The organism is Streptomyces sp. NPDC091281 (assembly GCF_044757425.1).
Lineage (GTDB): Bacteria > Actinomycetota > Actinomycetes > Streptomycetales > Streptomycetaceae > Streptomyces.
Genome location: NZ_JBIVUY010000003.1, coordinates 416,665 through 440,787, shown reverse-complemented (window position 1 = coordinate 440,787; position 24,123 = coordinate 416,665). Strand labels below are relative to the sequence as shown.

Below are 24,123 nucleotides of genomic sequence, written 5' to 3'. Positions count from 1 at the left end.
GTGCACCTCGACCACACGCCCGAGCAGCTGCGGCTGCGCACCGAACTGCGCGCCTACTTCGCCGCGTTGGTGCCCGACAACGCGTACGCCCGGCACACCGACCCGGTCGCCGCGAAGCGCTTCTACCGGGAGACGATCCGCCGCCTCGGCGCCGACGGCTGGCTCGGCGTCGGCTGGCCGAAGGAGTACGGCGGCCGCGGCCTGACCCCGACCGAGCAGTTCGTGTTCTTCGACGAGGCCGCGCAGGCGGGCGTCCCGCTGCCGCTGATGGCCCTCAACACGGTCGGCCCGACGATCATGCGCTACGGCACCGACGAGCAGAAGGCGTACTTCCTGCCGCGCATCCTCGCGGGCGAGATCGACTTCGCGATCGGCTACAGCGAACCGGACGCGGGCACCGACCTGGCCGCGCTGCGGACGCGCGCGGTGCGCGACGGTGACACGTACGTCGTCGACGGCCAGAAGATCTGGACGACGAACGGCGACACCGCCGACTGGGTCTGGCTCGCCGTCCGCACCGACCCGGACGCCCCGCCCCACAAGGGCATCACCCTCCTGCTGGTGCCGACGACCGACCCGGGCTACTCCTGCACCGTCATCCGTACCCTGGCCTCGCACGACACGACCGCGAGCCACTACGAGGGGGTCCGCGTCCCCGTCGCCCACCGCGTCGGCGCCGAGAACGAGGGCTGGCGGCTGATCACCAACCAGCTCAACCACGAGCGCGTCACGCTCGCCGCCCACGGCACGATGGCGGTCCGCGCCCTGCACGACGTCCAGCGCTGGGCCACGGAGACCAAACTGGCCGACGGCCGCCGGGTCGTCGACCTCCCCTGGGTCCGCCGCCTCCTGGCCCGCACCCACGTCCGCCTCGACGCCCTGCGACTCCTCAACTGGCAGATGGTCGCCGCCCTCCAGGACAACACCCTCACCCCCCAGGACGCCTCCGCCGTCAAGGTGTACGGCTCCGAGGCCCGCCGCGACGCCTACGCCTGGCTCCTGGAGATCGTCGCCGCCCCCGGCGCCCTCCAGGAAGGCTCCGCGGGCGCCGTCCTCCACGGCGAACTCGAACGCGGCTACCGCTCCGCCGTCATCTTCACCTTCGGCGGCGGCAACAACGAGATCCAGCGGGAGATCATCGCGTGGATCGGACTGGGGATGCCGCGGGTGCGCCGGTAGGCGTCCCGTCGCCGCCGGGCTGCACCGGCGCGGGTGGCAGGCCCTGCTGCGCCGCCCACGCGCGCAGTGCGGTCTCCGCCTGTGTGCGCGAGCGGGGGCCCTGGTCGAGGTGGAGTCGGCGGAGGTGGCGGAGGGCCGCGCCGACGGTCGGGCCCGGGGGGAGGCCGAGCAGGGCGATGATGTCCCGGCCGTCGAGGGGGAGTGGGACACCGGCGAGCCGCTGGGCGTCGGCGCGGTCGGCGGCGGCCTGCTCCTCGGCCGCCCGTAGCGCCCGGTTCCGGGTGTGCCAGGCGTCGTAGCCGCCCGCGTCGCGGGCCTCCAGCGCGGCCCGGTGCCAGTCCTCCTCGTCGCGGCCCCGGCCGAGGCCGACCTCCGCGAACAGGTCGCGGTGGGCCGGAGCGCCGAGCCCGGCCGATGCCGCGCCGAGCCGGGCCAGCGCCGCGTTGATCGGCCAGTCCTCCCGGGGGCCGTCGAAGTCCGCGGTGCGCACCGGCCCCCACTCCCGGGCGCCGTCCCGCCACAGGGCGGCGGTCTGGTCGCCCTCGCCGCCCCAGAAATCGGCCTCCAGTCGGGCCACCGGGCCGCCGCGGGACAGCTCGCCGAGCAGGCGCGGCAGGTCGTCGCGGAGCGCGTCGGACAGCGGCAGCAGCCCCAGGCGCTGCTCCAGCGGGGCGACCACCGCCCCGGGCACCCCGGCGGCCCAGCTCCGTAGACGGTCGAAGTCACCCACGACGGCGTCGAGTCGGTACGACATGCACGCACCGTAGCCGCCCCGCCGGACAGCTCCCCGCACGGGCCCCGTCCCGCACCGTCCGGCCCGTGTGTGGCGGGCTGGGCCGCCGAGCATAGGACGGGTATGACCCCCGACACCCCCGACCCCGGACTCTTCGGCCCGTCCAGCGTCACCTGGCAGGCGCACGCCGATCCCGTGATGTGGATCGCCGGGATCCGGGCGCTGTATCTCCAGGCGCTGCATCCGCGCGCGGTGGCCGGGGTGACGCAGAACTCGGACTTCCGGGCGGACGCGTGGGGGCGACTGGCGCGGACCGCCCGGTTCGTGGGGACGACGACCTACGGCACGACGGAGGCGGCCGAGCGGGCCGGGGCCCGGGTGCGCGGCATCCACCGGCGGCTGTCGGCGGCCGACCCCGTCACGGGGGAGCGGTTCGGCGTGGACGATCCGGCGCTGCTGCTGTGGGTGCACTGCGCCGAGGTCGACTCCTACCTGCACGTCCTGCGCCGCTCCGGATACCCCCTCACCGACGCGGCCGCCGACCGCTACCTCACCGAACAGCGCGTCGCCGCCCGCCTGGTGGGCCTGGACCCCGACGCCGTACCGGCCGACCGGGCCGCCATGGCCGCCTACTTCGCGCGGACCCGGCCCGCGCTCGCCGCCGGGGACGACGCCCACGCCGTCGACGCCTTCCTGCGGCGCCCGCCCGCGCACCCCCTGCTCGTCCCGGCCCGCGCCCTGCTGTGGCGCCGGGTGGCGGACCTCGCGTACGGCTCCCTCCCGTCGTACGCACAGGAGTTGTACGGTCGTGGGGCACCCCCGGCGGCGACGGTGACCCGGCGGCTGCGGGTCGCTGGGGGCGTGCTGCGGGCCGTTCCGGCGCGGGTGCGGTGGCAGATGCCGCCGCGCAACGTGCTGGGCGCGATGGCGCGACTCGGACCGCAGGTACGACCCGCGGCGTACAAAGCCGCGCGGTAGACCGTCATACTGGGCGGGCCAGGGGGGAGCCGGACAGTTTACGGGGGCGGCGGCGCACTATGGCGGAGAGCAAGGTGATCCAGGGCCGGTACCGGCTGCTGGAGCCGATCGGGCGCGGCGGTATGGGCGAGGTCTGGCGGGCGCGGGACGAGTCCCTCGGCCGCCAGGTGGCGGTGAAGTGCCTCAAACCGCCCGCCCCGCACCTCGACCCGGAGGCCGCGCGCGTGCTGCGCGAACGGTTCCGGCGCGAGGCGCGGGTGGCGGCCGGGCTCCAGCACCGCGGCGTCACCGTCGTGCACGACTTCGGCGAGTCCGACGGGGTCCTCTTCCTCGTCATGGAACTCCTCGACGGCCGCGACCTCGGCCGCCTGCTCGACGAGGCCGAGCACCGGCCGCTGCCCGTCGCCGACGTCCTCGACATCGCCGAACAGGTCGCCGCCGCCCTCGACTACACCCACCGGCAGGGCGTCGTGCACCGCGACCTCAAGCCCGCCAACATCGTGCGGCTCACCGACGGCACCGTGAAGATCTGCGACTTCGGCATCGCCCGCCTCGGCGAGGACCCCGGCGCGGGCGCGTCCCGGCTCACCACCACCGGCCTCGCCCTCGGCACCCCGCACTACATGTCGCCCGAGCAGATCGGCGGCACCGACGTCGACCAGCGCAGCGACCTCTACTCCCTCGGCTGCGTGCTGTACGAGATCGCCACCGGCGTCCCGCCCTTCGACCTCGGCGACCCCTGGGCGATCCTCCTCGGCCACCGCGACACCGTCCCCGTCCCGCCCCGCGAGCAGCGGCCCGACCTGCCCGACTACCTCGACCGGGTCATCCTCGAACTCCTCGCCAAACAGCCCGACCAGCGGCCCCCGGACGCCCGTGAGCTGGAGCGGCGGATCAGCGTCGGCCGCACCACCCCGCCGTACCTGCCCGCCCTCGCCCCCGAACCGCCCGACGCGCCGTCCGCGCCCACGGGGGAGAACGGCCCCGGTTCGCCGCTGCCGTCCTGGACCCGGGGCATGACCCCCGGCCACCGGGCCGCCGGGGGACGGCCCGTCGTCCCGCCGTCCGACACCGGCGTGCCGCTGAGCGACCGGTGGACCCGCGTGGACGCCCACGGCACCCGCCCCGAGCCGCCCGCGCCCGGCCCCGCCGCCGCGCGCGAGCTGACCGCGCTCACCGGCCGCCACGAGAGCGCCGTCGGGCTCGCCCGCGACGGCCGCTGGTCGGAGGCCGCCGAGGCGCACCGCACCGTGGGCGCCGACCGCGCCCGCCTGCTCGGCGCCGACCACCCCGACACCCTCACCAGCCGCCACGAGGCCGCCGCCGCCCTCGCCCGGACCGGACGGGCCGCCGAGGCCCTGCGCGTCTACCGGCAGGTCGCCGACGCCCGGCTGCGCGTCCTCGGCCCCGACCACCCCGAGACCCTCGCCACCCGGCAGGAGACGGCCGCGGCCCTGGGCCGCCTGGGCCGCCACCACGACGCCCACCAGCTCCACACGGCGGTGCTGGCCGCCCGCGAGCGCGCCGCGGGCCCCGACCACCCCGACACCCTGCGCTGCCGTCACGACCTCGCCGTCAACCTCGCCCGGCTCGGCCGGCTGGAGGAGGCGTACCGGGCGGCGTACGAGACGGCCGTCGTCCGGGCGCGCGTGCTCGGGCCGCTGCACGCGGACACCCTCGCCACCCGCGCCGAGGTCGCCCATGTGCTGCGCCGGTCGGCGCGGTGGGCGGAGGCGCTGGAGACGTACGGCGAACTCGCCGCGATCCGGGAGCGCGCCCTCGGCCCGGACCACCCCGACACCCGCGCGGCCCGCGCCGACGAGGCCCGCTGCCGGGAACGCCTCGCCGAGCAGGAGCGGACCGCGGAGCCGCACCCTGAGGAGACGCACCCCTCGTAGCCGTGCCGCCGTGGCGGTGCCGTCCGGGCCGCGCCCCTCTGGCCGACCTTGATCGCGCCGTGTTACCAAGAGGCATGCCAGCAGACGAGGGACAGCGGACCGGACACCGGGGCGAGCGGGACGGCGGCGGCACGGGCGGCGGCGAGGACGGGGGCGGCGCGCGGGGCACAGGCCCCGGCGGTGCGGCGGCCCGTGCCGGGAACCGCGCCTACGACGTGGTCGTCGTCGGCGGTGGGCACAACGGCCTCGTCGCCGCCGCCTATCTGGCCCGCGCCGGACGCTCCGTGCTGGTGCTGGAGCGGCTGGACCACACCGGCGGCGCCGCCGTCTCCACCCGCCCCTTCGCCGGGGTCGACGCCCGCCTCTCCCGCTACTCCTACCTGGTCAGCCTGCTGCCGTCGAAGATCGTGCGCGACCTCGGCCTGCGGTTCCGCGTCCAGGGCCGCACCATCTCCTCGTACACGCCCGTGGAGCGCGGCGGCCGGGCCACCGGGCTGCTCGTCGGCGGCGGCGAGGACCGCACCCGCGCCGCGTTCGCCCGGCTGACCGGCGGCGACACCGAGTACGAGGCCTGGCGCCGCTTCTACGGCATGACCGGCCGCCTCGCCGAGCGTGTCTTCCCCACCCTCACCGAACCGTTGCCCAGCCGGGACGCGCTGCGCCGCCGGATCGACGACGAGGAGGCCTGGCGGACCCTGTTCGAGGAGCCGATCGGCGCCGCCGTCGAGGCGCGCTTCGCCGACGACCTGGTCCGGGGCGTCGTCCTCACCGACGCCCTGATCGGCACCTTCGCCGACGCCCACGACCCGTCCCTCAAGCAGAACCGCTGCTTCCTCTACCACGTGATCGGCGGCGGTACCGGCGCCTGGGACGTCCCGGTCGGCGGCATGGGCGCGCTCACCGACGCCCTGGCCGCCGCGGCACGGGAGGCGGGCGCCGTGCTCGCCACCGGCCACGAGGCCGTCCGGATCGACACCGACGGCCGCGGCGCCGAGGTCACCTACCGCACCGCCGACGGCGAGGGAGTCGCCGCCGCCCGGCACGTCCTGGTGGGCGCCTCCCCGCAGGCCCTCGCCGCCCTCACCGGCGACGCCCCGCCGGAGCCCGCCGAGGGCGCCCAGCTCAAGGTCAACATGCTGCTGGAGCGGCTGCCCCGGCTGCGGGACACCGCCGTCGACCCCCGCGAGGCCTTCGCCGGCACCTTCCACATCGCCGAGGGGTACGCCCAACTGGCCACCGCCCACGCCGAGGCCGCCGCCGGACGCCTGCCCACCGCCCCGCCCTCCGAGATCTACTGCCACTCCCTCACCGACCCGAGCATCCTCGGCCCCGACCTGGTCGCGCGCGGCTTCCAGACGCTCACCCTGTTCGGCCTGCACACCCCCGCCCGCCTCTTCGACCGCGACAACGACGCCGTCCGCGAGGAACTCCTCAAGGCGACCCTCGCCCAGCTCGACGCCCACCTCGCCGAACCGATCGCGGACTGCCTCGCCACCGACGCCGACGGCCGCCCCTGCGTCGAGGCCCGCACCCCGCTGGACCTGGAACGCGACCTCGGCCTGCCCGGCGGCAACATCTTCCACCGCGACCTGTCCTGGCCCCACGCCCAGGAGTCCACCGGCCGGTGGGGTGTGGAGACCCCGCATCCCAACGTCCTGCTCTGCGGGGCGGGCGCGGTGCGCGGCGGCGGCGTGAGCGGAGTGCCCGGCCACAACGCGGCGATGGCCGTGCTGGAGGTGACACACGCCTGAACCGCCCGGCCCGCCCGCCGAGTTCGCCCCGATGCGCTCCGACCCGCCCGCCGAGTTCACCCCGAAGCCGCCCGCCCCACCACCGATCTGACGGAGTATCAGAAAATCTCTTCCGTCGTCCGGACCCCTGCGGCATCCTGCGCGCATGCAGACGGAGCTGAGCAAGCACCTGGGCGTCGAGTACCCCGTCTTCGGCTTCACCCCCTTTCCCGCCGTGGCCGCCGCCATCAGCCGGGCGGGCGGGTTCGGGGTGCTCGGCGCGGTCCGCTACACCGCCCCCGACGACCTGCGGCGCGACCTGGACTGGATCGAGGCCCACGTCGACGGGCGGCCGTACGGGCTCGACGTCGTCATGCCCGCCCGGCGGATCGAGGGCGTCACCGAGGCCGACGTCGAGGCGATGATCCCCGAGGAGCACCGGCGGTTCGTGCGGGACACCCTCGCCCGGTACGGGGTGCCCGGCCTCGCCGACGGGGAGCCGTCGGGCTGGCGGATCACCGGCTGGATGGAGCGGGTGGCGCGCGGCCAGCTCGACGTCGCCCTCGACTACCCGATCCGGCTGCTCGCCAACGCCCTCGGCTCCCCGCCCCCCGACGTCGTCGCACGCGCCCACGGGCACGGTGTCCTGGTCGCGGCCCTCGCGGGAAGCGCCCGGCACGCGCTCAAGCACCGGGACGCCGGCATCGACGTCGTCGTCGCGCAGGGCTACGAGGCGGGCGGGCACACCGGGGAGATCGCCTCCCTGGTGCTCACCCCGGAGGTCGTGGACGCCGTCGCCCCGCTGCCCGTGCTGGCCGCGGGCGGCATCGGCAGCGGACGGCAGATCGCCGCCGCGCTCGCCCTCGGCGCGCAGGGCGTCTGGCTCGGCTCCCTCTGGCTGACCACCGCCGAGGCCGACCTCCACTCGCCCGCGCTCACCCGCAAACTCCTCGCCGCCGGGTCCGGCGACACCGTCCGCTCCCGCGCCCTCACCGGCAAACCCGCCCGCCAGCTCCGCACCGCCTGGACCGACGCCTGGGACGACCCGGACGGGCCCGGCCCGCTGCCCATGCCCCTCCAGGGCCTCCTGGTCGCCGAGGCCGTCTCCCGCATCCAGAAGCACGAGATCGACCCCCTGCTCGGGACGCCCGTCGGGCAGATCGTCGGCCGCATGAACGACGTCCGCAGCGTCCGCGCCGTCTTCGACGACCTCACCCGCGGCTTCGCCCGCGCCGTCGCCGACGTCAACCGCATCGCCGGAACCGGAAGGAGCGCCCCGTGACGGGCACACCCCCCAGCGACTCCCCGAGCACACCCCCCGCCGACCCGACCGGCTCCCGTCTCGCCCCGGGCACCCCGCCGAGCGGCTTCTGGGCGCAGGCCGCCGCCGACCCGGACCGCCCGGTCCTCGTCGCCGCCGACGGCGCGCGCTGGAGCGCCGGCCGGCTCCTCGCCGACGCCAACCGCCTCGTCCACGGCCTGCGCGCCGCCGGTCTGGAGCGCGGCGGCGCCTTCGCCGTCGTCCTGCCCAACACGCCGGAGTTCCTCACCGCCTACCTCGCCGCCTCCCAGGCCGGGTTCTACCTCGTCCCCGTCAACCACCACCTCGTCGGCCCCGAGATCGCCTGGATCGTCGCCGACTCCGGCGCCAAGGTCCTCGTCGCCCACGAGCGGTACGCCGAGCAGGCCCGCCGCGCCGCCGACGAAGCCGCCCTGCCCGCCGACCGCCGGTACGCCGTCGGCCCGGCCGAGGGCTTCCGGCCGTACGCCGAACTCCTCGACGGGCAGCCGGAGTCGGCGCCCGCGGACCGGACGCTGGGCTGGGTCATGAACTACACCTCGGGGACGACCGGCCGCCCGCGCGGCGTCCGCCGCCCGCTGCCCGGCAAGGCCCCCGAGGAGGCGTACCTCGGCGGGTTCCTCGGCATCTTCGGCATCCGCCCGCACGACGGGAACGTGCACCTGGTCTGCTCGCCGCTCTACCACACGGCCGTCCTCCAGTTCGCGGGCGCGTCCCTGCACCTCGGGCATCCGCTGGTGCTGATGGACCGCTGGGGCGCCGAGGAGATGCTCCGCCTGATCGACACCCACCGCTGCACCCACACCCACATGGTGCCCACCCAGTTCCACCGCCTGCTCGCCCTCCCCGAGGACGTCCGCCGCCGCTACGACGTGTCCTCCCTGCGGCACGCCGTCCACGGCGCCGCGCCCTGCCCGGAGCACGTGAAGCGGGCCATGATCGAGTGGTGGGGGCCGTGCGTGGAGGAGTACTACGCGGCCAGCGAGGGCGGCGGCGCCTTCGCCACCGCCGAGGACTGGCTGAAGCGGCCCGGCACCGTCGGCCGGGCCTGGCCGATCAGCGAACTCGCCGTCTTCGACGACGACGGCCGACGCCTCCCGCCCGGTGAACTCGGCACCGTGTACATGAGGATGACCACCGGCGGTTTCCGCTACCACAAGGACGAGGACAAGACCCGCCGCAACCGGATCGGGGACTTCTTCACCGTCGGCGACCTCGGTGTCCTCGACGAGGACGGCTACCTCTTCCTGCGGGACCGCAAGATCGACCTGATCATCTCCGGCGGCGTCAACATCTACCCCGCGGAGATCGAGGCCGCCCTGCTCGCCCACCCGGCGGTCGCGGACGCCGCCGCGTTCGGCGTCCCGCACGACGACCGGGGCGAGGAGGTCAAGGCCGTCGTCGAACCGGCTCCCGGCCACGAGCCCGGTCCGGACCTCGCCGCCGCCCTCCTCGCCCACTGCGCCGACCGGCTCGCCGCCTACAAGCGGCCCCGGAGCGTCGACTTCGTCGCCGAACTGCCCCGCGACCCCAACGGCAAGCTCTACAAGCGGCGGCTGCGGCAGCCCTACTGGGAAGGCCGCGACCGCTCCCTGTAGACGCCGCGACGCCCGTGTCAGCGGCGGTCGTCCACCCGTACCACCCGCAGGTCGGGCGAGGACCGGATGTCCTTCTCGCAGAACCGGGACGTCACCCACTTCTGCGCCGAGAACAGCCGCGTCTGGTCACCGGAGTGCGGCGAGAGCGGGTCGGAGGACTGGGAGTAGGTGAGCAGGGTGCGGGCCACGGGGCAGCGGCCGCCGTCCCAGCCGACGGCCTGGATGTAGCTGGACCCGGTCGACACCTCCGTGTAGCCGCCCCCTGCCGGGTTCCACGCCGACTCGACCTTGTTCCACACGCCGAGCGCCTCGGTGCCGCCCGGCACGGGAATCCGCTGCCCGCCGCGCACCACGAACTGGTGCCGCCCGAGCGGCGCGTCCAGCGGGATGCCCGCCGCCCGCAGCTCGGCCACCGCGTCCGCGAGCGCCGTGCCGAAGGCGGGCGAGCCGGTGTCGAGGGTGCGCGGGGTGCGCACCGGGTCGGCCGCCGAGAACGGCACCGTCCACTGCCGGGCCGCGGGCAGCTTCCGCCAGAACCGGTCGAAGAGCAGCGCGCCCCGGCTGCCCGTGTCCGTCGTACGGTCCCAGGCCGCCAGCACCCCGCAGGCCTCCCGCACGTCGACCGCGCCGCCGCCGCTGCCGGTCGCGGTCCCGCCGGGCAGCGCCGCGCACGCCCGCGCCGCGTCCGCCGCCGCCAGGTCCCCGGCGGGCGCCCGGTCGGCGAACTGCTGCCGCTGGAGGTCCCGTACGGTGAGCCGGCCGCGCTCCGCCAGCGCCGACACGTCCTCGATCGCGCCGCGCGTGCGCAGCGACCGCTGGGTGCCGACGGTGCCGAAGACCCGCTCGTACCCGGTCAGCGGCCGCTCCGCGTTGGCCAGCCAGGCACTGTCGTTGGAGTTCTCCGCGTACGGCGCGTCCCGCAGCGTGGGCTGGGCGGCCGGGCCGAAGATGCCCGCCTCCACGGCGCCGGGGTCCCGGCCGAGGCCGCAGTCGCCGCGCGAGCCGTCGAGGACCGCCACGCCGGACGCCGGGTAGGTGGCCCGGCCGAGCGGCGTGGAGCAGCGTTCCGCGAGGCCGTCGGTGATCCGGGGCAGCACCTGGAACTGGGTGAACAGGGTGTGCCCGGCCCGGTCCGCGGCGATCGTGTTCACCCACGGCAGGCCCTGGCTGCGGCGCAGCGAGCCCAGGACGTCCGCGGTGCTCCTCGCCGTGCTGAAACCGAGCGCGGTGTCGGAGGCGCGCAGGTTGGTGGCGTTGGGGTCGTTCAGCGCGTACGCCGTGGTCGTCGTCCAGGGCAGCGGGAGGGTGCTGCCGAGCGAGGTGACGACGGGCCCGTAGCGGGTCCACCACTGGGTGCGTGAGACGGGGAGGCCGCCGCGGACCGGCACGATCACCGAACGCTGTGTCATGCGGTGCCGTACGCCGTCGACGAGGTAGACGGTCGGGTCGGCCGGGTCCAGCGTCAACTGGTGCAGGTTGAGGGGGACTCCGGTGGCGACGGTGTGGCTCCACGCCACGTGCGCGTTGTGCCCGATGGACATGGTCGGTGTGCCGAGCAGGGAGGCGCCCGCGACGTCGAGGCGGCCCGGGATCGTCTGCTGGGACTGCCAGAAGCGGCGACCGCCCTGCCAGGGGTAGTGCGGGTTGCCGAGCAGCAGGCCGCGCCCGTTCGCGGTGGTGTCGCCGCGGAACGCGACGGCGTTGGAGCCCATGCCGGCGGTGTCCGCGGCGAACAGGCCGGCGGCGGCCCGCGCGGCGTCCGCCGGGTCCGGCTCGGTGGACGCGGCGGCCGACCGCCGTGCGCTGGTGGGGGGTTGGGCGGTGGTGATGCCGTCCACGGCCCGGCCCTGTCCGCCCAGCACGGCGAGCGCGTACGCCCGCGCCGCCACGTCGGTCGCGGTGACCGGCTTGACCCAGGCGGCGCCCGCGCAGCCGGGGTCGGTGATCCGGTTCTGCCGCAGCCAGGCGTTGTACCCGGCCGCGTACCCGCGCATCAGCTCCTTCGCGGTGCGGCTCGGACCGGCCGGGGCGGGCCGCGCCAGCAGCCGTTCCACGGTGCGGCTGTCGCGGACCCCGCGGAAGTACAGGTCGCTGGAGAGGTTGCGGGCCGCCGAGGACAGCGACTGGTCGGGCACGCCGTCGGCGCCGAAGTACCGCGACCGCTCGCCGCGCACCGTCACGAATCCGTCGGCGAGCACGCACACCTGGTCGGCGGCCTGCGCCCACCCGGTGCCGAAGCCGAGGTCGGCGTAGTCGTCGGCGAGGATGTGCGGGATGCCGTACTCGGTGTACCGGATCACGGCGGACAGACCGCCCGCCGACGGGTGGTGTCCGCCGCCGCGCTCCTGGCGCTCGCCCGCGGACGCGGGCAGCGACCCCGCGGCGGCGGTGAACAGGGCGACGGCCGCGACGGCGATTCGTCTCGCGCGGATGCGCATCGAGCCTCCCAGCGTCTTCGGGGGAAGGGGCGGCGAGGAGCGTACCAGCGGGTATGTCCCGCTGGGGGGAGATCAGTTGAGGTCGGCCGGTACCGCACCCCGCCGCGGGCTGCGCTAACCTGACCCGGAGAAAACGGACATGACGTCGCGTCCCGCACCGCCTCGCCGGGCCGTCCGGGAGACCGGGGTCGGCGGCGCGAAGGGGGAGGGGCGGTGACCGTGCCGGGGGAGTGGACGTCCCGCCTGCCGCGGGCCGCTGTCGACCTGCTGCCCGCCCTCGTGCTGTTCCCGGCCATGGTCGTCGTCCGGTTCGGCGCGCGGGAGCGGCCCGACGGCCCGTGGTGGGCCGCCGTCGTCCTCGCCGCGGTGCTGGCCGCGAGCCTGGCGGCACGACGCCGGGCCCCCCTCGCCGCGTACGCCACCGGTACGGCCGCCCTCGTCACCGAGGCCCTCTGGCTCCGACCCGGCCCGCTCACCCCCGTGGTGAACCTGATCGGCGTGTACTGCCTCGGCCTCTACGCGGCGCCCCGCCGCGCCGAACTCGGGGCGCTGCTCGTCCCGCCCGCCGTCCTCGCCCACTTCGCTCCCGAGGACCCGCCCGCCGCCCTGCCCGTCGCCGTCGTCCTGATCTGGCTGCTGGTGTGGGCGGCCGGGCACGGCACCGCGCGCCGCCGCCGGGAGGCGCGGGAGCTGCGGGAGCGCGCCCGCCGGGACGCCGTCCTCGGCGAACGGGTCCGTATCGCGCGGGAGGTGCACGACCTCGTCGGGCACTCCGTGAACGCGATGCTCGTCCAGGCCGGTGCCGGGCGGTTCGTCCTCGCCACCGACCCCGACCGCACCCGCGAGCTGCTGCTGAGCGTCGAGCGGACCGGCCGGGACGCCCTCGCCGAACTCGACCGGCTGCTCGGCGTGTTGCGCGCCGACGACGTCCTCCACGACGACGCCGACGACGACCCGGCCGGACTCGCCCGTCTCGCGCACACCCTGGCCGACGCCGGTCTCGCGGTCCGGCTGCGCGTCGCGCCCGAGGTCGGCGCGCTCCCCACGGACCTGCGCGCCTCCGTGCACCGGATCGTGCAGGAGGCCCTCACGAACGCCCTGCGGCACGGCCGCGCCCGCGCCGCCGAGGTCACCGTGGGCCGTGCGCGGGACGGCCGGACCCTGCTGGTGCGGGTGGTCGACGAGGGCCGCGGCCCCGCCCCGCACTACCGGCCCGGCCGGGGCCTGCGCGGCATCGGTGAGCGGGCCGCCGCGCTCGGCGGCCACGTCGAGCACGGGCCGTCCGACGGCGGCGGGTTCGCGCTCACGGTGGGGGTCCCGCTGCCGTGACCGTGCGCGTGGTGCTCGCCGACGACGACCCCCTGCTGCGGGTGGGCGTCTCCGTCGTCCTGGGCGCCGCCGGGATGGACGTCGTCGGCGAGGCCGCCGACGGGGTGCGCGCCGTGGAACTCTGCCGGGCGCACGCACCCGACGTCGTCCTCATGGACGTCCGCATGCCCGGCTGGGACGGCATCGAGGCCACCGCCCGCATCGCGGCGGCGGGCCTGCGCACCCGCGTCCTGGTCCTCACGACGTTCCCCGACGACGCCTACGTCTGGCGGGCCCTGCGCGCGGGCGCCGCCGGGTTCCTCCTCAAACGGGCCGCGCCCGAACGCCTCGTCGACGCCGTCCGCACGGTCGCCGCGGGCGACACCCTGCTCGACCCCGCCGTCACCGGCGCCCTCGTGGACCGCTTCGTCGTCGGCGCCCCCGCCCCGCACGACCTGGCGGACACCCCCGAGCGGGCCGCGCTGCGCCGTCTGACGGCCCGCGAGATCCAGATCCTGCGGCTCGTCGCCGAGGGCCTGTCCAACGCCGGTCTCGCCGAGCTGCTGGGCATCGCCGAGTCGACCGTCAAGACCCACGTGAAGCGCATCCTCCACAAGATCGGCGCGCATGACCGGGCGGGCGCCGTCGTCCTCGCCTACCGCTCCGGCCTCGTCGCCCCCGGCGGCCCCCGCACCGGCCCGCCCCCGGCCTGACCGGGCCGTACCCCCGCTGGGGTACGTCCCCCCACCCCGCCGGGGGGACGCCCCGCCCCCGCCCCCGCCCTACCGTCGGCGTGCCGGGCCGCGGGCCCGGACGGACGCGACGGCGGGAACGCCGGGAACACGGGGAACGACGATGCATGTGGTGGGTGCGGGTGTGGCCGAGGTCTGGCGGGCGGTGCGGCCCGACGGCCGCTACCAGCGGCTGCTGTGGTGGTGCGGGACGGCCCTCCTGGCGTCCGGCGCCGCGCACGGCGTCGTCGCGGTGATCGACTTCGCGCCGTGGTGGGGGCCGGTGTCCTGGCGCAAACCGGTGCTGTTCGGGATCTCGTTCGGGCTGCTGGTGTGGAGCGTGGTGTGGCTCCTGCGCCGGCTGCCCGCCCGCTGGTGGACGCGGGTCCCGGCCGGGCTGGTCGTGTTCAGCTCCGTCGCGGAGGTGGCCCTCATCACCGCCCAGCGGTGGCGCGGCACCGCCTCCCACTTCAACCAGGTCACCCCGGCGGACTCGGCGGTCTGGTCGGTGATCGGCACCCTCATCCTCCCGCTCGTCCTCGGCCTCGTCCTGCTGCTGATCGCCGTCGCCGTCCGCTTCGACGGCCCCGCCCCCTCCCGGATCGCCGCCCTGACCGGGCTCGCCGGGGTGCTCGTGGCAGGCGCCGTCGGTCAGCGGATGGCGGCCGTCGGCGAACGCGTATTCGAGGAGACCGGGCACGTGCCGTACGAGGTCGTGTTCGGCCCCGCGGGCAGCGCCAAGCTCGCCCACGCCGTCGGGCTGCACGGACTCCAGCTCCTGCTCCTGCTGGCGGTCCTGGCCGAGGCGGGCCGCCTCGGCGCCCGCGCCGCGGCGACGGTCACGGCGACCGCCGCCGTCGGCTATACGGCCGTCTACACCGCCATCACCGTCACGGCCTGGACGGGCCGCGCCCCCCACCGGCCCACGGCGGCGATGGCCGCCCTGCTGGTCGCCGGGGTGCTGCTGCTGGCGGGGGCGGGATGGGTCGCGGTGAGCCGGTGGTGGCCGGGGCGGGGGACGGGGTCGATCCGCGCGCCGCGTCAGGTGGCGTCCTACGGCCCCGCGGGACGTCCCCTTGCGTCCCGTACAGGCGGCCTTCCCGGCCGACGACTTGACCCGCCCCCGGCACCCGCCGAGGATCATGAGGCATGACGACCGGACAGGGCAGCACCGGAGACAGCGGCGCGAGCGGCGGCCAGGACGCCGGGACCGGGCCCGGCGCGAGCGCCGCCGGAGCCCCGGGGAGCACCGTGCACGGTGTCCTGCGGCGCAGTGCGGGGCGGACGCCCGCGCGGGTGGCCGTGGAGTACCGCGACCGGACCTGGACGTACGCGGAACTCGACGCGGCCGTCTCCCGCGCGGCGGGCGTCCTGCTCGGCGAGGGCCTCACGGCCGGGGACCGGGTCGCCGCCTACGGCCACAACTCCGACGCCTACCTCCTGGCGTTCCTCGCCTGCGCCCGCGCCGGACTGGTCCACGTCCCCGTCAACCAGAACCTCACCGGCGACGACCTCGCCTACCTCGTCGGCCAGTCCGGCAGCACCCTCGTCCTCACCGACCCCGACCTCGCGGACCGGCTCCCCGGCGGGACGCGGACGCTGCCGCTGCGCGACGCCGAGGACTCCCTCCTCGCCCGCCAGGCCGCCGCCCCGCCCTACGACGGCCCCGAACCGGCCGCCGAGGACCTGGTCCAGCTGCTCTACACCTCCGGTACGACGGCCCTGCCCAAGGGCGCGATGATGACCCACCGGGCCCTCGTCCACGAGTACCTCAGCGCGATCGCCGCCCTCGACCTGAGTGCCGGGGACCGCCCCGCGCACTCCCTGCCGCTCTACCACTCGGCGCAGATGCACGTCTTCCTGCTGCCCTACCTCGCCGTCGGCGCCACCAACCTCGTCCTCGACGCGCCCGACGGCACCCTCCTGCTCGACCTGATCGAGGCGGGCCGCGTCGACAGCCTCTTCGCGCCGCCCACCGTGTGGATCGGCCTCGCGGGCCGCCCCGACTTCGACGACCGCGACCTCAGCGGGCTGCGCAAGGCCTACTACGGCGCCTCGGTCATGCCGGTGCCCGTCCTGGAACGGCTGCGCGCACGGCTGCCGAAACTCGCCTTCTACAACTGCTTCGGGCAGAGCGAGATCGGCCCCCTCGCCACCGTCCTCGCGCCGGAGGACCACAAGCGGCGGCTCGACTCCTGCGGCAGGCCCGTGCTGTTCGTCGACGCGCGCGTCGTCGACGAGGACGGCGCGGACGTGCCCGACGGCACCCCCGGCGAGATCGTCTACCGGTCCCCGCAGCTGTGCGAGGGCTACTGGGACAAGCCCGAGGAGACCGCCGAGGCCTTCCGCGACGGCTGGTTCCGCTCCGGCGACCTCGCGGTGCGCGACGCGCAGGGCTTCTTCACGATCGTCGACCGCGTGAAGGACGTCATCAACTCCGGTGGCGTGCTGGTGGCTTCCCGCCAGGTCGAGGACGTCCTGTACCGCCACGAGGCGGTCGCGGAGGCCGCCGTGATCGGACTGCCCGACCCGAAGTGGATCGAGGCCGTCACCGCGGTCGTCGTGCCGCGCGACGGGGCCGCCGGGGTCACCGAGGAACACCTCCTCGCCCACGCGCGGCAGGAACTGCCCGCGTTCAAGGTGCCGAAGCGGATCGTGTTCGTGGCCGACCTGCCGCGCAACGCCAGCGGGAAGATCCTCAAGCGCGAGCTGCGGGAGCGCTTCTCGGCCGCACCGGACGGACCCGCGCCCGCCTGAGAACGGCGCCGCCCTCGGGGGACACGACGCCCGCGCACGTCGGGACGGCGCGTGAACCCCTTTGAGCGGCGGGCCCGTTCCGGGTGAGGATCACCCCATGCCGTACTTCGACGCCCCCGACGGAACCCGCCTCGCCCACCACGTCCGGGGCGAGGGCGAGCCCCTCGTCGTCCTGCCCGGCGGACCCGGCCGCGCCTCCGCCTACCTGGGGGACCTGGGCGGCCTCGCCGCGCACCGCCGCCTGATCCTGCTCGACGCGCGCGGCACCGGCGACTCCGCGACCCCGGCCGACCCGGACACGTACCGCTGCGACCGCCAGGTCGCCGACGTCGAGGCCCTGCGCGTCCACCTCGGCCTGGAACGCCTCGACCTGCTCGGGCACTCGGCGGGCGGCAGCCTCGCCCTCCTCTACGCCGCCCGGTACCCCGAGCGGGTCGCCCGGCTGGTGCTCGTCACCGTCGTCCCCTGGGCGCTCGGCCGCCCGGCCACCGCCGAGGAGCGGCTCGCCGCGGCCCGCGCACGGGAGCACGAGCCGTGGTTCGCCGCGGCCCACCCCCACCTGGAGGCCTGGCTGACGGGGGACGGCGCCGACGTCGACTGGGACGCCCTCGACCCCTTCTTCTACGGCCGCTGGGACGACACCGCCCGCGCCCACGCCGCCGCGGCGGAGACGCAGACCGACGAGGCGGCGGCGGACCGCTTCCACGACCCCGCCGCCTACGATCCGCCGGCCCTGCGCGCCGCCCTCGCCCGGTTCACCGGCCGCGTCCTGGTGCTCGCCGGGGAACACGACGGCGGGCCCACCCCGGCGCCCGCCCGGACCGTCGCCGACGCCTTCCCCGACGCCGAGTTCACCGTCCAGCCGGGCGCCGGACACTACCCGTGGGTCGACGACGGCCCCTGGTTCGCCGCCCGCACGGCCGCGTTCCTCGACGCCGGTGAGCGGACCCCCGGCGCCGGGCCCGCGCCGCACCCGCCGGGTAGCTGACAGCCGGGCGGCGGGCGGCGGGCCTGACGGCCGGGCGGCGTACGGCGGGTGGCGGGTGGCGTCCTATCCGTCCGCCGCCACCGCCACCTCCCGCGCCCACCGGTAGTCCGCCTTGCCGCTGGGGGAGCGGCGGACGGTCTGCGTGACCACGAGCTGGCGCGGGATCTTGTAGCCCGCGAGCCGGGTACGGCAGTGGGTCTGGAGGTCGGCCAGGGACGGCCGGGGCGCGCCCGCGCGGACCTGGACCACGGCCGCCACCCGGTTGCCCCAGGTCGGGTCCGGCACCCCGGCCACCAGCACGTCGTACACGTCCGGATGGGCCTTGAGCGCCTGCTCGACCTCCTCCGGATACACCTTCTCGCCGCCGGTGTTGATGCACTGCGAGCCCCGGCCGAGGACGGTCACCACCCCGTCCGCGTCGACCGTCGCCATGTCGCCGAGCAGCACCCAGCGCTCGCCGTCCCGCACGAAGAACGTCTCGGCCGTCTTCACCGGGTCGTTGTGGTAGCCGAGCGGGACATGGCCGCGCTGCGCGACCCGGCCCACCTTGCCCGGCGCGACCGGCGTACGCGTCGCCGGATCGACCACCAGGGTGCGGGAGTTGACCCGGATGCGGAAGCCGCGCCCCGCTCCGGCGTCCTCGGTCGCGGTGCCGTTGAACCCGGACTCCGAGGAGCCGAAGTTGTTGAGCAGCAGCGCGCCCGGCACGAGCGCCCGGAACTGGGCGCGGACCGTGTCCGACATGATCGCCCCGGACGAGGACACGCTGAACAGGGACGAGCAGTCGGTGCCCGCGAGCGGCCCCGCCAGGGCGTCGATCAGTGGACGGAGCATCGCGTCCCCCACCAGGGAGACGCTGGTGACCCGCTCCCGCTCGATGGTCCGCAGCACCTCCTCCGGCACGAACTTGCGGTGCAAAACGACGCGTTGGCCGAAGTGGAAGGCGATGAACGCGGTGAGCGTGGACGTGCCGTGCATCAGCGGGGGCGTGGGGAAGAACGTGATCCCCGACCCGCCCGCCGCCACCCGCTCCGCCAGTTCCTCGGGCCGCTTCACCGGTTCCCCGGTCGGCGCGCCGCCGCCCAGGCCCGCGAAGAACAGGTCCTCCTGCCGCCACAGCACGCCCTTGGGCAGCCCGGTCGTGCCGCCGGTGTAGATGACGAACAGGTCGGCGCCGGACCGGGCGGCGAAGCCCCGGCCGGGGGAGCCGCCCGCCTCGGCGTCCGGGAACGCCACGGCCGGGACCCCCGGCGCCGGACCGCCCACCGCGATCAGGTGCCGCAGCCCCGGCGCGCGGGGCAGCGCCCCCGCCACCCGCCCGGCGAACTCCGCGTCGAACACCAGGGCGGCGAGATCCGCGTCCCGGTACAGATAGACCAACTCGTCTTCGACGTAGCGGTAGTTGACGTTCACCGGCACGATCCGCGCCTTCAGGCAGCCCAGCACCGTCTGCAGGTACTCGACCCCGTTGTACAGGTGCAGCCCGAGGTGCTCGCCGGGGCGGACACCGGCGTCGAGCAGGTGATGGGCGATCCGGTTGGCGGCGGCGTCCAGCTCCGCGTACGTCAGACGGCGTTCCGCGCCGCTGCCGGGGTGGTCGACGTAGGCCAGGGCCTCCCGGTCCGGCACCACGTCCACGACCGACTCGAACAGGTCGGCAAGGTTGTACTCCACCGTTCCTCCTGACCCCGCACGGTCCGGTGCGCTGACGGTCCGCCGGTCATCAGAGCAAAGGGCGCCGCAAGGCGGAAGGGCCGCGGCCAAGAAATCTGACTACCTGTCAGAAACCTCTTGTGATGCCTCCCCGGCTCCTGCAACCTGTTCTCGTTCTGTCGGCGGGAGTCCGAGGGGAGCAGGGCCATGGCCGGGACCGAACACCTCACCGTGGAGCGCGCGGGAGCCACACTTGTGCTCACGCTCGACCGGCCGGAGGCGAGGAACGCGCTCTCCCCGGCGATGCTCGTCGGCCTCCACGACGGCTGGCGCCAGGCCGACGAGGACGACTCCGTGCGCTCGGTCGTCCTCACCGGCGCGGGCGGCTCGTTCTGCTCGGGCATGGACCTCAAGGCGCTGGCCGGGGACGGCATGGCGGACGACGGCCACCGCGCCCGGCTGCGCGCCGACCCCGACCTGCACTGGAAGGCGATGCTGCGCCACCACCGGCCCCGCAAGCCGGTGATCGCCGCCGTCGAGGGGTACTGCGTCGCCGGGGGCACCGAGATCCTTCAGGGCACCGACATCCGGGTCGCGGGCGAGACGGCCGTCTTCGGCCTGTTCGAGGTGCGGCGCGGGCTCTTCCCGATCGGCGGCTCCACCGTCCGCCTGCCCCGGCAGATCCCGCGCACCCACGCCCTGGAGATGCTGCTCACCGGCCGCCCCTACAGCGCCCGCGAGGCCGCCGCAGTGGGCCTCGTCGGCCACGTCGTGCCCGCGGGCGGGGCGCTGGAGAAGGCGCTGGAGATCGCCGAACAGGTCAACGCCTGCGGTCCGTTGGCCGTCGAGGCCGTGAAGGCGTCCGTGTACGAGAGCGCCGACCTGCCCGAACCGGACGGCCTGGCCGCCGAACTCGTCCGCGGCCGGCCCGTGTTCGACACCGCCGACGCCAAGGAGGGCGCCCGCGCCTTCGTGGAGAGACGGCCCCCCGAGTACCGGCGCGCCTGAACCCCGCGCCGCCCCGGCCCGACCACCCGCCCTGACCTGACCGCCCGCCCCGGCCCGACCGCCCTGCCGGCCCGACCGCCCTGCCGGCCCGACCGCCCTGCCCCGCGTGCCCCCGGCCCGCGAGCCCGCCCCGCCCGGCCCGTGCGCGTGCCGGACCCGAAGGAGGCACAGCCGCGATGCCCCCCGTCCTCAAGGCCCCCGTCGTCGTCGAGTTCCCCTTCACCCGCTCCCTCGGACCGGTGCAGAGCGCCTTCCTGACCGGTCTGCGCGAGCGCGTCGTCCTCGGGGTCCGCACCGCCGACCGGCGGGTCCTCGTCCCGCCCGTCGAGTACGACCCCGTCACCGCCGAGGAACTCGACGACCTCGTCGAGGTGGCCCCCACCGGCACCGTCACCACCTGGGCCTGGAACCCCGCCCCCCGGCGCGGCCAGCCCCTGACCACCCCCTTCGCCTGGGTCCTGGTCCGCCTCGACGGCGCCGACACCGCCCTCCTGCACGCCCTGGACGCCCCCGGCCCCGACGCCGTCCGCACCGGCCTGCGCGTCCGGGTCCGCTGGGCCGCCGCACGGACCGGCGCCGTCACCGACATCGCCTGCTTCGAACCGCTCCCCGCCGAACCGCCGCACCCCGCGGCGTCCCCCTGGCCCCGCGCCCGCACCGGCACCTTCGCCGACCCCGTCACCGGCATCGTCGCGCACGCCCGGCTCGACTACACCCACTCCCCGGGCCGCGCCCAGTCCGCCCACCTCGCCGCCCTCGCCGAGCGCCGCACCGTCGGCGAGCGCTGCCCCTCCTGCCGCAAGGTCTACATCCCGCCCCGCGGCGCCTGCCCCACCTGCGGCGTCCCCACCGCCGAACAGGTCGACGTCGGACCGAACGGCACCGTCACCACGTTCTGCGTCGTCAACATCAAGGCGAAGAACCTCGACATCGAGGTCCCCTACGTCTACGCGCACATCGCCCTCGACGGCGCCGACCTCGCCCTGCACGGCCGGATCGCGGGCATCCCCTACGACCAGGTCCGGATGGGCCTGCGCGTCGAACCCGTGTGGGTGGAGGGCTCCCTCCACCCCGACCACTACCGGCCGACCGGCGAGCCCGACGCGCCCTACGACACCTACAAGGAGCTGCTGTGACGCGCCGGCCCTCCCCGGCCCCCGAGCCCTCCCCGGCCCACCGGCCCTCGCAGGTCCACCGGCCTTCCCCGGCCCACCGGCCCACGCAGGCCCACCGGCCTTCCCCGGCGCGCCGGGACGTGGCCGTCGTCGCCTTCGCGCAGAGCGACCACCGCCGCTCCACCGACGACGTCTCCGAGGTCGAACTCCTCATGCCGGTCCTGCACGAGGTCCTCGACCGCACCGGCCTGCGCACCTCCGGCATCGGCTTCACCTGCTCCGGCTCCAGCGACTACCTCGCCGGACGCGCCTTCTCCTTCACCCACGCCCTCGACGGCGTCGGCGCCTGGCCCCCGATCCCCGAGTCGCACGTCGAGATGGACGGCGCCTGGGCCCTGTACGAGGCCTGGACCAAGCTCCTCACCGGCGAGGCCGACACCGCCCTCGTCTACGCGTGGGGCAAGTCCTCGCCGGGCTCCCTCCGTGACGTCCTCACCCGCCAGCTCGACCCGTACTACACCGCACCCCTGTGGCCCGACGCGATCGCCCTCGCCGCGCTCCAGGCGCGGGCCCTCATCGACGCGGGCGACACCGACGAGGCGGCCCTCGCGGCGATCGCCGCCCGCAGCCGCCGCGACGCCGCCGCCAACCCGCACGCCCAGCTCCGTGGCCCCCGCCCGCACGGCGCGTACGTCGTCGCCCCGCTGCGCACCGGGGACTGCCCGCCCGTCGGCGACGGCGCCGCCGCCGTCGTCCTCGCCGCCGGGGACCGGGCCCGCGAGCTGTGCGAGCGGCCCGCCTGGATACGGGGGATCGACCACCGGATCGAGGCGCACTCCCTCGGCGTCCGCGACCTCACCGACTCGCCCTCCACCCGCCTGGCCGCCGAACGCGCCGGAGCCTTCGACCGCCCCGTCGACACCGCCGAGCTGCACGCCCCGTTCACCTCCCAGGAGGTCGTCCTGCGCAAGGCGCTCAAGCTTGGCGACGACGTCCTCGTCAACCCCTCCGGCGGCCCCCTCGCGGCCCACCCCGTGATGGCCGCCGGGCTGATCCGCGTCGGCGAGGCCGCCGCCCGTATCCACCGGGGCGCCTCCGACCGCGCCCTCGCCCACGCCACCTCCGGCCCCTGCCTCCAGCAGAACCTGGTCGCCGTACTCGAAGGGGACGACCCGCGATGAGCCCCGCGACGCACAAGGAGCCCGTCGCCGTCGTCGGCGTCGGCCAGACCCGGCACGTCGCCGCCCGCCGGGACGTGTCCCTCGCCGGACTCGTCCGCGAGGCCGCCCGGCGCGCCCTCGACGACGCCGAGCTGACCTGGGCCGACGTCGACGCCGTCGTGATCGGCAAGGCACCCGACTTCTTCGAGGGCGTCATGATGCCCGAGCTGTACCTCGCCGACGCCCTCGGCGCGGTCGGCAGACCCCTGCTGCGCGTCCACACCGCCGGATCGGTCGGCGGCTCCACCGCGCTGGTCGCCGCGGGCCTGGTCGCCGCCCGCGTCCACGGCACCGTCCTCACCGTCGCCTTCGAGAAGCAGTCCGAGTCGAACGCCATGTGGGGCCTCTCCCTGCCCGTCCCCTTCCAGCAGCCCCTCCTCGCCGGGGCGGGCGGCTTCTTCGCCCCGCACGTGCGCGCCTACATACGGCGCAGCGGCGCCCCCGACACCGTCGGCTCCCTCGTCGCCTACAAGGACCGCCGCAACGCCCTGCTCAACCCCTTCGCCCACCTCCACGAGCACGACGTCACCCTGGAGAAGGTCCAGGCCTCGCCCATGCTGTGGGACCCGATCCGCTACTCCGAGACCTGCCCCTCCTCCGACGGCGCCTGCGCCATGGTCCTCACCGACCGGGCGGGCGCGGCCCGTTCGCCCCGGCCGCCCGCCTGGATGCACGGCGGTGCCATGCGCAGCGAACCCACCCTGTTCGCGGGCAAGGACGCCGTCTCCCCGCGGGCCGGACGGGACTGCGCGGCCGACGTCTACCGGCAGGCCGGGATCACCGACCCGCGCCGCGACATCGACGCCGCCGAGATCTACGTACCGTTCTCCTGGTACGAGCCGATGTGGCTGGAGAACCTGGGCTTCGCCGCCGAAGGGGAGGGCTGGAAGCTCACCGAGGCGGGCGTCACCGAACTGGACGGCGACCTCCCCGTCAACATGTCGGGCGGGGTGCTGTCCACCAACCCGATCGGCGCCTCCGGCATGATCCGCTTCGCGGAGGCCGCCCTCCAGGTCCGCGGCCTCGCCGGGGAGCACCAGGTCGACGGGGCCCGCCGGGTCCTCGGGCACGCCTACGGCGGCGGCTCCCAGTTCTTCGCCATGTGGCTCGTGGGAGCGCGCCCGCCGGAGTCCTGAAAGTCCCCCTCACGTGCTCTGTCGGCACTCCGGACCGCTCGCTAGGCTGACCGCGGACGACGTAACCGGGAGGAGCACGGACGTGGCCGAGAGCACCATCCAGCAGCAGCCGCCCACGGGCTGGGACAAGCCGGAGCTGGACCTCAGCAACGCCGAGTGGCAGTCGAGCAGCCAGGGACGGGGGGATGTCCAGATCGCCTTCGTCGAGGGATTCGTCGCGATGCGCAACAGCGGCCGCCCCCAGAGCCCTTCCCTGATCTTCACGCCCGCCGAGTGGGGCGCGTTCGTGTCGGGGGCCCGGGAGGGGGAGTTCGATCTGACCTGACGCCGTGCCCCGCTCCGCCGCCCGTCCC

General features: G+C 75.9%; 19 protein-coding genes. 16 read left to right on the top strand and 3 right to left on the bottom strand.

The window, feature by feature from the left end; translation table 11 throughout:
* The gene (locus ACIQPQ_RS10035) at positions 1 to 1,179 is read left to right on the top strand and encodes an acyl-CoA dehydrogenase family protein (protein ID WP_401302181.1); all 1,179 of its coding nucleotides are present in this window, start codon (positions 1 to 3) and stop codon (positions 1,177 to 1,179) included.
* On the opposite strand, the gene ACIQPQ_RS10030 is transcribed toward ACIQPQ_RS10035, so the two are convergent.
* Positions 1,136 to 1,933, bottom strand: coding sequence for a hypothetical protein (locus ACIQPQ_RS10030; RefSeq protein ID WP_401302179.1), 798 nt, complete (start codon positions 1,931 to 1,933; stop codon positions 1,136 to 1,138). The genes ACIQPQ_RS10035 and ACIQPQ_RS10030 overlap by 44 nt on opposite strands.
* Before the next feature lie 102 nt (positions 1,934 to 2,035).
* Here ACIQPQ_RS10030 and ACIQPQ_RS10025 point away from each other — a divergent pair, with 102 nt between their 5' ends.
* From ACIQPQ_RS10025 to ACIQPQ_RS10005, 5 genes are all read left to right on the top strand, one after another.
* Positions 2,036 to 2,890, top strand: a complete 855-nt coding sequence (locus ACIQPQ_RS10025; RefSeq protein WP_401302176.1) for an oxygenase MpaB family protein — start codon at positions 2,036 to 2,038, stop codon at positions 2,888 to 2,890.
* A 59-nt stretch (positions 2,891 to 2,949) separates the two neighbouring features.
* Entirely contained in the window at positions 2,950 to 4,788 is a 1,839-nt protein-coding gene (locus ACIQPQ_RS10020; protein ID WP_401302173.1) for a protein kinase, read from the top strand.
* A gap of 74 nt (positions 4,789 to 4,862) precedes the next feature.
* Positions 4,863 to 6,539, top strand: coding sequence for a phytoene desaturase family protein (locus ACIQPQ_RS10015; RefSeq protein ID WP_401302171.1), 1,677 nt, complete (start codon positions 4,863 to 4,865; stop codon positions 6,537 to 6,539).
* A gap of 145 nt (positions 6,540 to 6,684) precedes the next feature.
* The gene (locus tag ACIQPQ_RS10010) at positions 6,685 to 7,800 is read left to right on the top strand and encodes an NAD(P)H-dependent flavin oxidoreductase (protein ID WP_401302168.1); all 1,116 of its coding nucleotides are present in this window, start codon (positions 6,685 to 6,687) and stop codon (positions 7,798 to 7,800) included.
* Positions 7,797 to 9,416, top strand: a complete 1,620-nt coding sequence (locus ACIQPQ_RS10005; protein WP_401302165.1) for an acyl-CoA synthetase — start codon at positions 7,797 to 7,799, stop codon at positions 9,414 to 9,416. The genes ACIQPQ_RS10010 and ACIQPQ_RS10005 overlap by 4 nt, the downstream gene beginning before the upstream one ends.
* Positions 9,417 to 9,433: 17 nt before the next feature.
* Here ACIQPQ_RS10005 and ACIQPQ_RS10000 read toward each other — a convergent pair whose 3' ends face one another.
* Positions 9,434 to 11,854 (bottom strand): penicillin acylase family protein, encoded by a 2,421-nt coding sequence (locus ACIQPQ_RS10000; RefSeq protein WP_401302162.1) that lies wholly within the window; start codon positions 11,852 to 11,854, stop codon positions 9,434 to 9,436.
* 213 nt (positions 11,855 to 12,067) lie between these two features.
* Here ACIQPQ_RS10000 and ACIQPQ_RS09995 point away from each other — a divergent pair, with 213 nt between their 5' ends.
* The 5 genes from ACIQPQ_RS09995 to ACIQPQ_RS09975 all read left to right on the top strand — a co-directional run bounded on the left by ACIQPQ_RS09995 (position 12,068) and on the right by ACIQPQ_RS09975 (position 17,638).
* The gene (locus ACIQPQ_RS09995; RefSeq protein WP_401302159.1) at positions 12,068 to 13,183 is read left to right on the top strand and encodes a sensor histidine kinase; all 1,116 of its coding nucleotides are present in this window, start codon (positions 12,068 to 12,070) and stop codon (positions 13,181 to 13,183) included.
* On the top strand, positions 13,180 to 13,875 hold the full coding sequence (locus ACIQPQ_RS09990) for a response regulator (RefSeq protein ID WP_401302156.1): 696 nt from the start codon (positions 13,180 to 13,182) through the stop codon (positions 13,873 to 13,875). The genes ACIQPQ_RS09995 and ACIQPQ_RS09990 overlap by 4 nt, the downstream gene beginning before the upstream one ends.
* Before the next feature lie 151 nt (positions 13,876 to 14,026).
* Positions 14,027 to 15,046 carry a hypothetical protein gene (locus tag ACIQPQ_RS09985; protein WP_401302154.1) on the top strand — a complete coding sequence of 340 codons (1,020 nt, stop codon included), beginning with the start codon at positions 14,027 to 14,029 and terminating at the stop codon, positions 15,044 to 15,046.
* Positions 15,043 to 16,650, top strand: coding sequence for an acyl-CoA synthetase (locus tag ACIQPQ_RS09980; protein WP_401302152.1), 1,608 nt, complete (start codon positions 15,043 to 15,045; stop codon positions 16,648 to 16,650). The genes ACIQPQ_RS09985 and ACIQPQ_RS09980 overlap by 4 nt, the downstream gene beginning before the upstream one ends.
* 97 nt (positions 16,651 to 16,747) lie before the next feature.
* Positions 16,748 to 17,638 (top strand): alpha/beta fold hydrolase, encoded by an 891-nt coding sequence (locus tag ACIQPQ_RS09975; protein WP_401302149.1) that lies wholly within the window; start codon positions 16,748 to 16,750, stop codon positions 17,636 to 17,638.
* 63 nt (positions 17,639 to 17,701) lie between these two features.
* Here the strand turns inward: ACIQPQ_RS09975 and ACIQPQ_RS09970 are convergent, their stop codons facing one another.
* Positions 17,702 to 19,312 (bottom strand): acyl-CoA synthetase, encoded by a 1,611-nt coding sequence (locus ACIQPQ_RS09970; protein WP_401302146.1) that lies wholly within the window; start codon positions 19,310 to 19,312, stop codon positions 17,702 to 17,704.
* A gap of 186 nt (positions 19,313 to 19,498) precedes the next feature.
* Here ACIQPQ_RS09970 and ACIQPQ_RS09965 point away from each other — a divergent pair, with 186 nt between their 5' ends.
* The 5 genes from ACIQPQ_RS09965 to ACIQPQ_RS09945 all read left to right on the top strand — a co-directional run bounded on the left by ACIQPQ_RS09965 (position 19,499) and on the right by ACIQPQ_RS09945 (position 24,095).
* Positions 19,499 to 20,299, top strand: a complete 801-nt coding sequence (locus ACIQPQ_RS09965; protein ID WP_401302144.1) for a crotonase/enoyl-CoA hydratase family protein — start codon at positions 19,499 to 19,501, stop codon at positions 20,297 to 20,299.
* A 176-nt stretch (positions 20,300 to 20,475) separates the two neighbouring features.
* The gene (locus ACIQPQ_RS09960) at positions 20,476 to 21,435 is read left to right on the top strand and encodes a Zn-ribbon domain-containing OB-fold protein (RefSeq protein WP_401302141.1); all 960 of its coding nucleotides are present in this window, start codon (positions 20,476 to 20,478) and stop codon (positions 21,433 to 21,435) included.
* Positions 21,436 to 21,554: 119 nt separating this feature from the next.
* A complete protein-coding gene (locus ACIQPQ_RS09955; RefSeq protein ID WP_401302676.1) occupies positions 21,555 to 22,595 on the top strand; it encodes a thiolase domain-containing protein in 1,041 nt (346 codons plus the stop codon).
* On the top strand, positions 22,592 to 23,770 hold the full coding sequence (locus ACIQPQ_RS09950) for a thiolase domain-containing protein (RefSeq protein WP_401302138.1): 1,179 nt from the start codon (positions 22,592 to 22,594) through the stop codon (positions 23,768 to 23,770). The genes ACIQPQ_RS09955 and ACIQPQ_RS09950 overlap by 4 nt, the downstream gene beginning before the upstream one ends.
* 82 nt (positions 23,771 to 23,852) lie before the next feature.
* Positions 23,853 to 24,095, top strand: coding sequence for a DUF397 domain-containing protein (locus tag ACIQPQ_RS09945; RefSeq protein ID WP_383777557.1), 243 nt, complete (start codon positions 23,853 to 23,855; stop codon positions 24,093 to 24,095).
* Positions 24,096 to 24,123: the final 28 nt, after the last annotated feature.

Bases quoted from the DNA above. Each gene is read 5' to 3' on its own strand.
- ACIQPQ_RS09960 (WP_401302141.1), top strand. From the start codon at position 20,476: ATGCCCCCCGTCCTCAAGGCCCCCGTCGTCGTCGAGTTCCCCTTCACC.
- ACIQPQ_RS10020 (WP_401302173.1), top strand. From the start codon at position 2,950: ATGGCGGAGAGCAAGGTGATCCAGGGCCGGTACCGGCTGCTGGAGCCG.
- ACIQPQ_RS09980 (WP_401302152.1), top strand. From the start codon at position 15,043: ATGACGACCGGACAGGGCAGCACCGGAGACAGCGGCGCGAGCGGCGGC.
- ACIQPQ_RS09975 (WP_401302149.1), top strand. From the start codon at position 16,748: ATGCCGTACTTCGACGCCCCCGACGGAACCCGCCTCGCCCACCACGTC.
- ACIQPQ_RS10025 (WP_401302176.1), top strand. From the start codon at position 2,036: ATGACCCCCGACACCCCCGACCCCGGACTCTTCGGCCCGTCCAGCGTC.
- ACIQPQ_RS09965 (WP_401302144.1), top strand. From the start codon at position 19,499: ATGGCCGGGACCGAACACCTCACCGTGGAGCGCGCGGGAGCCACACTT.
- ACIQPQ_RS10015 (WP_401302171.1), top strand. From the start codon at position 4,863: ATGCCAGCAGACGAGGGACAGCGGACCGGACACCGGGGCGAGCGGGAC.
- ACIQPQ_RS10010 (WP_401302168.1), top strand. From the start codon at position 6,685: ATGCAGACGGAGCTGAGCAAGCACCTGGGCGTCGAGTACCCCGTCTTC.
- ACIQPQ_RS10000 (WP_401302162.1), bottom strand. From the start codon at position 11,854: ATGCGCATCCGCGCGAGACGAATCGCCGTCGCGGCCGTCGCCCTGTTC.
- ACIQPQ_RS09950 (WP_401302138.1), top strand. From the start codon at position 22,592: ATGAGCCCCGCGACGCACAAGGAGCCCGTCGCCGTCGTCGGCGTCGGC.
- ACIQPQ_RS10030 (WP_401302179.1), bottom strand. From the start codon at position 1,933: ATGTCGTACCGACTCGACGCCGTCGTGGGTGACTTCGACCGTCTACGG.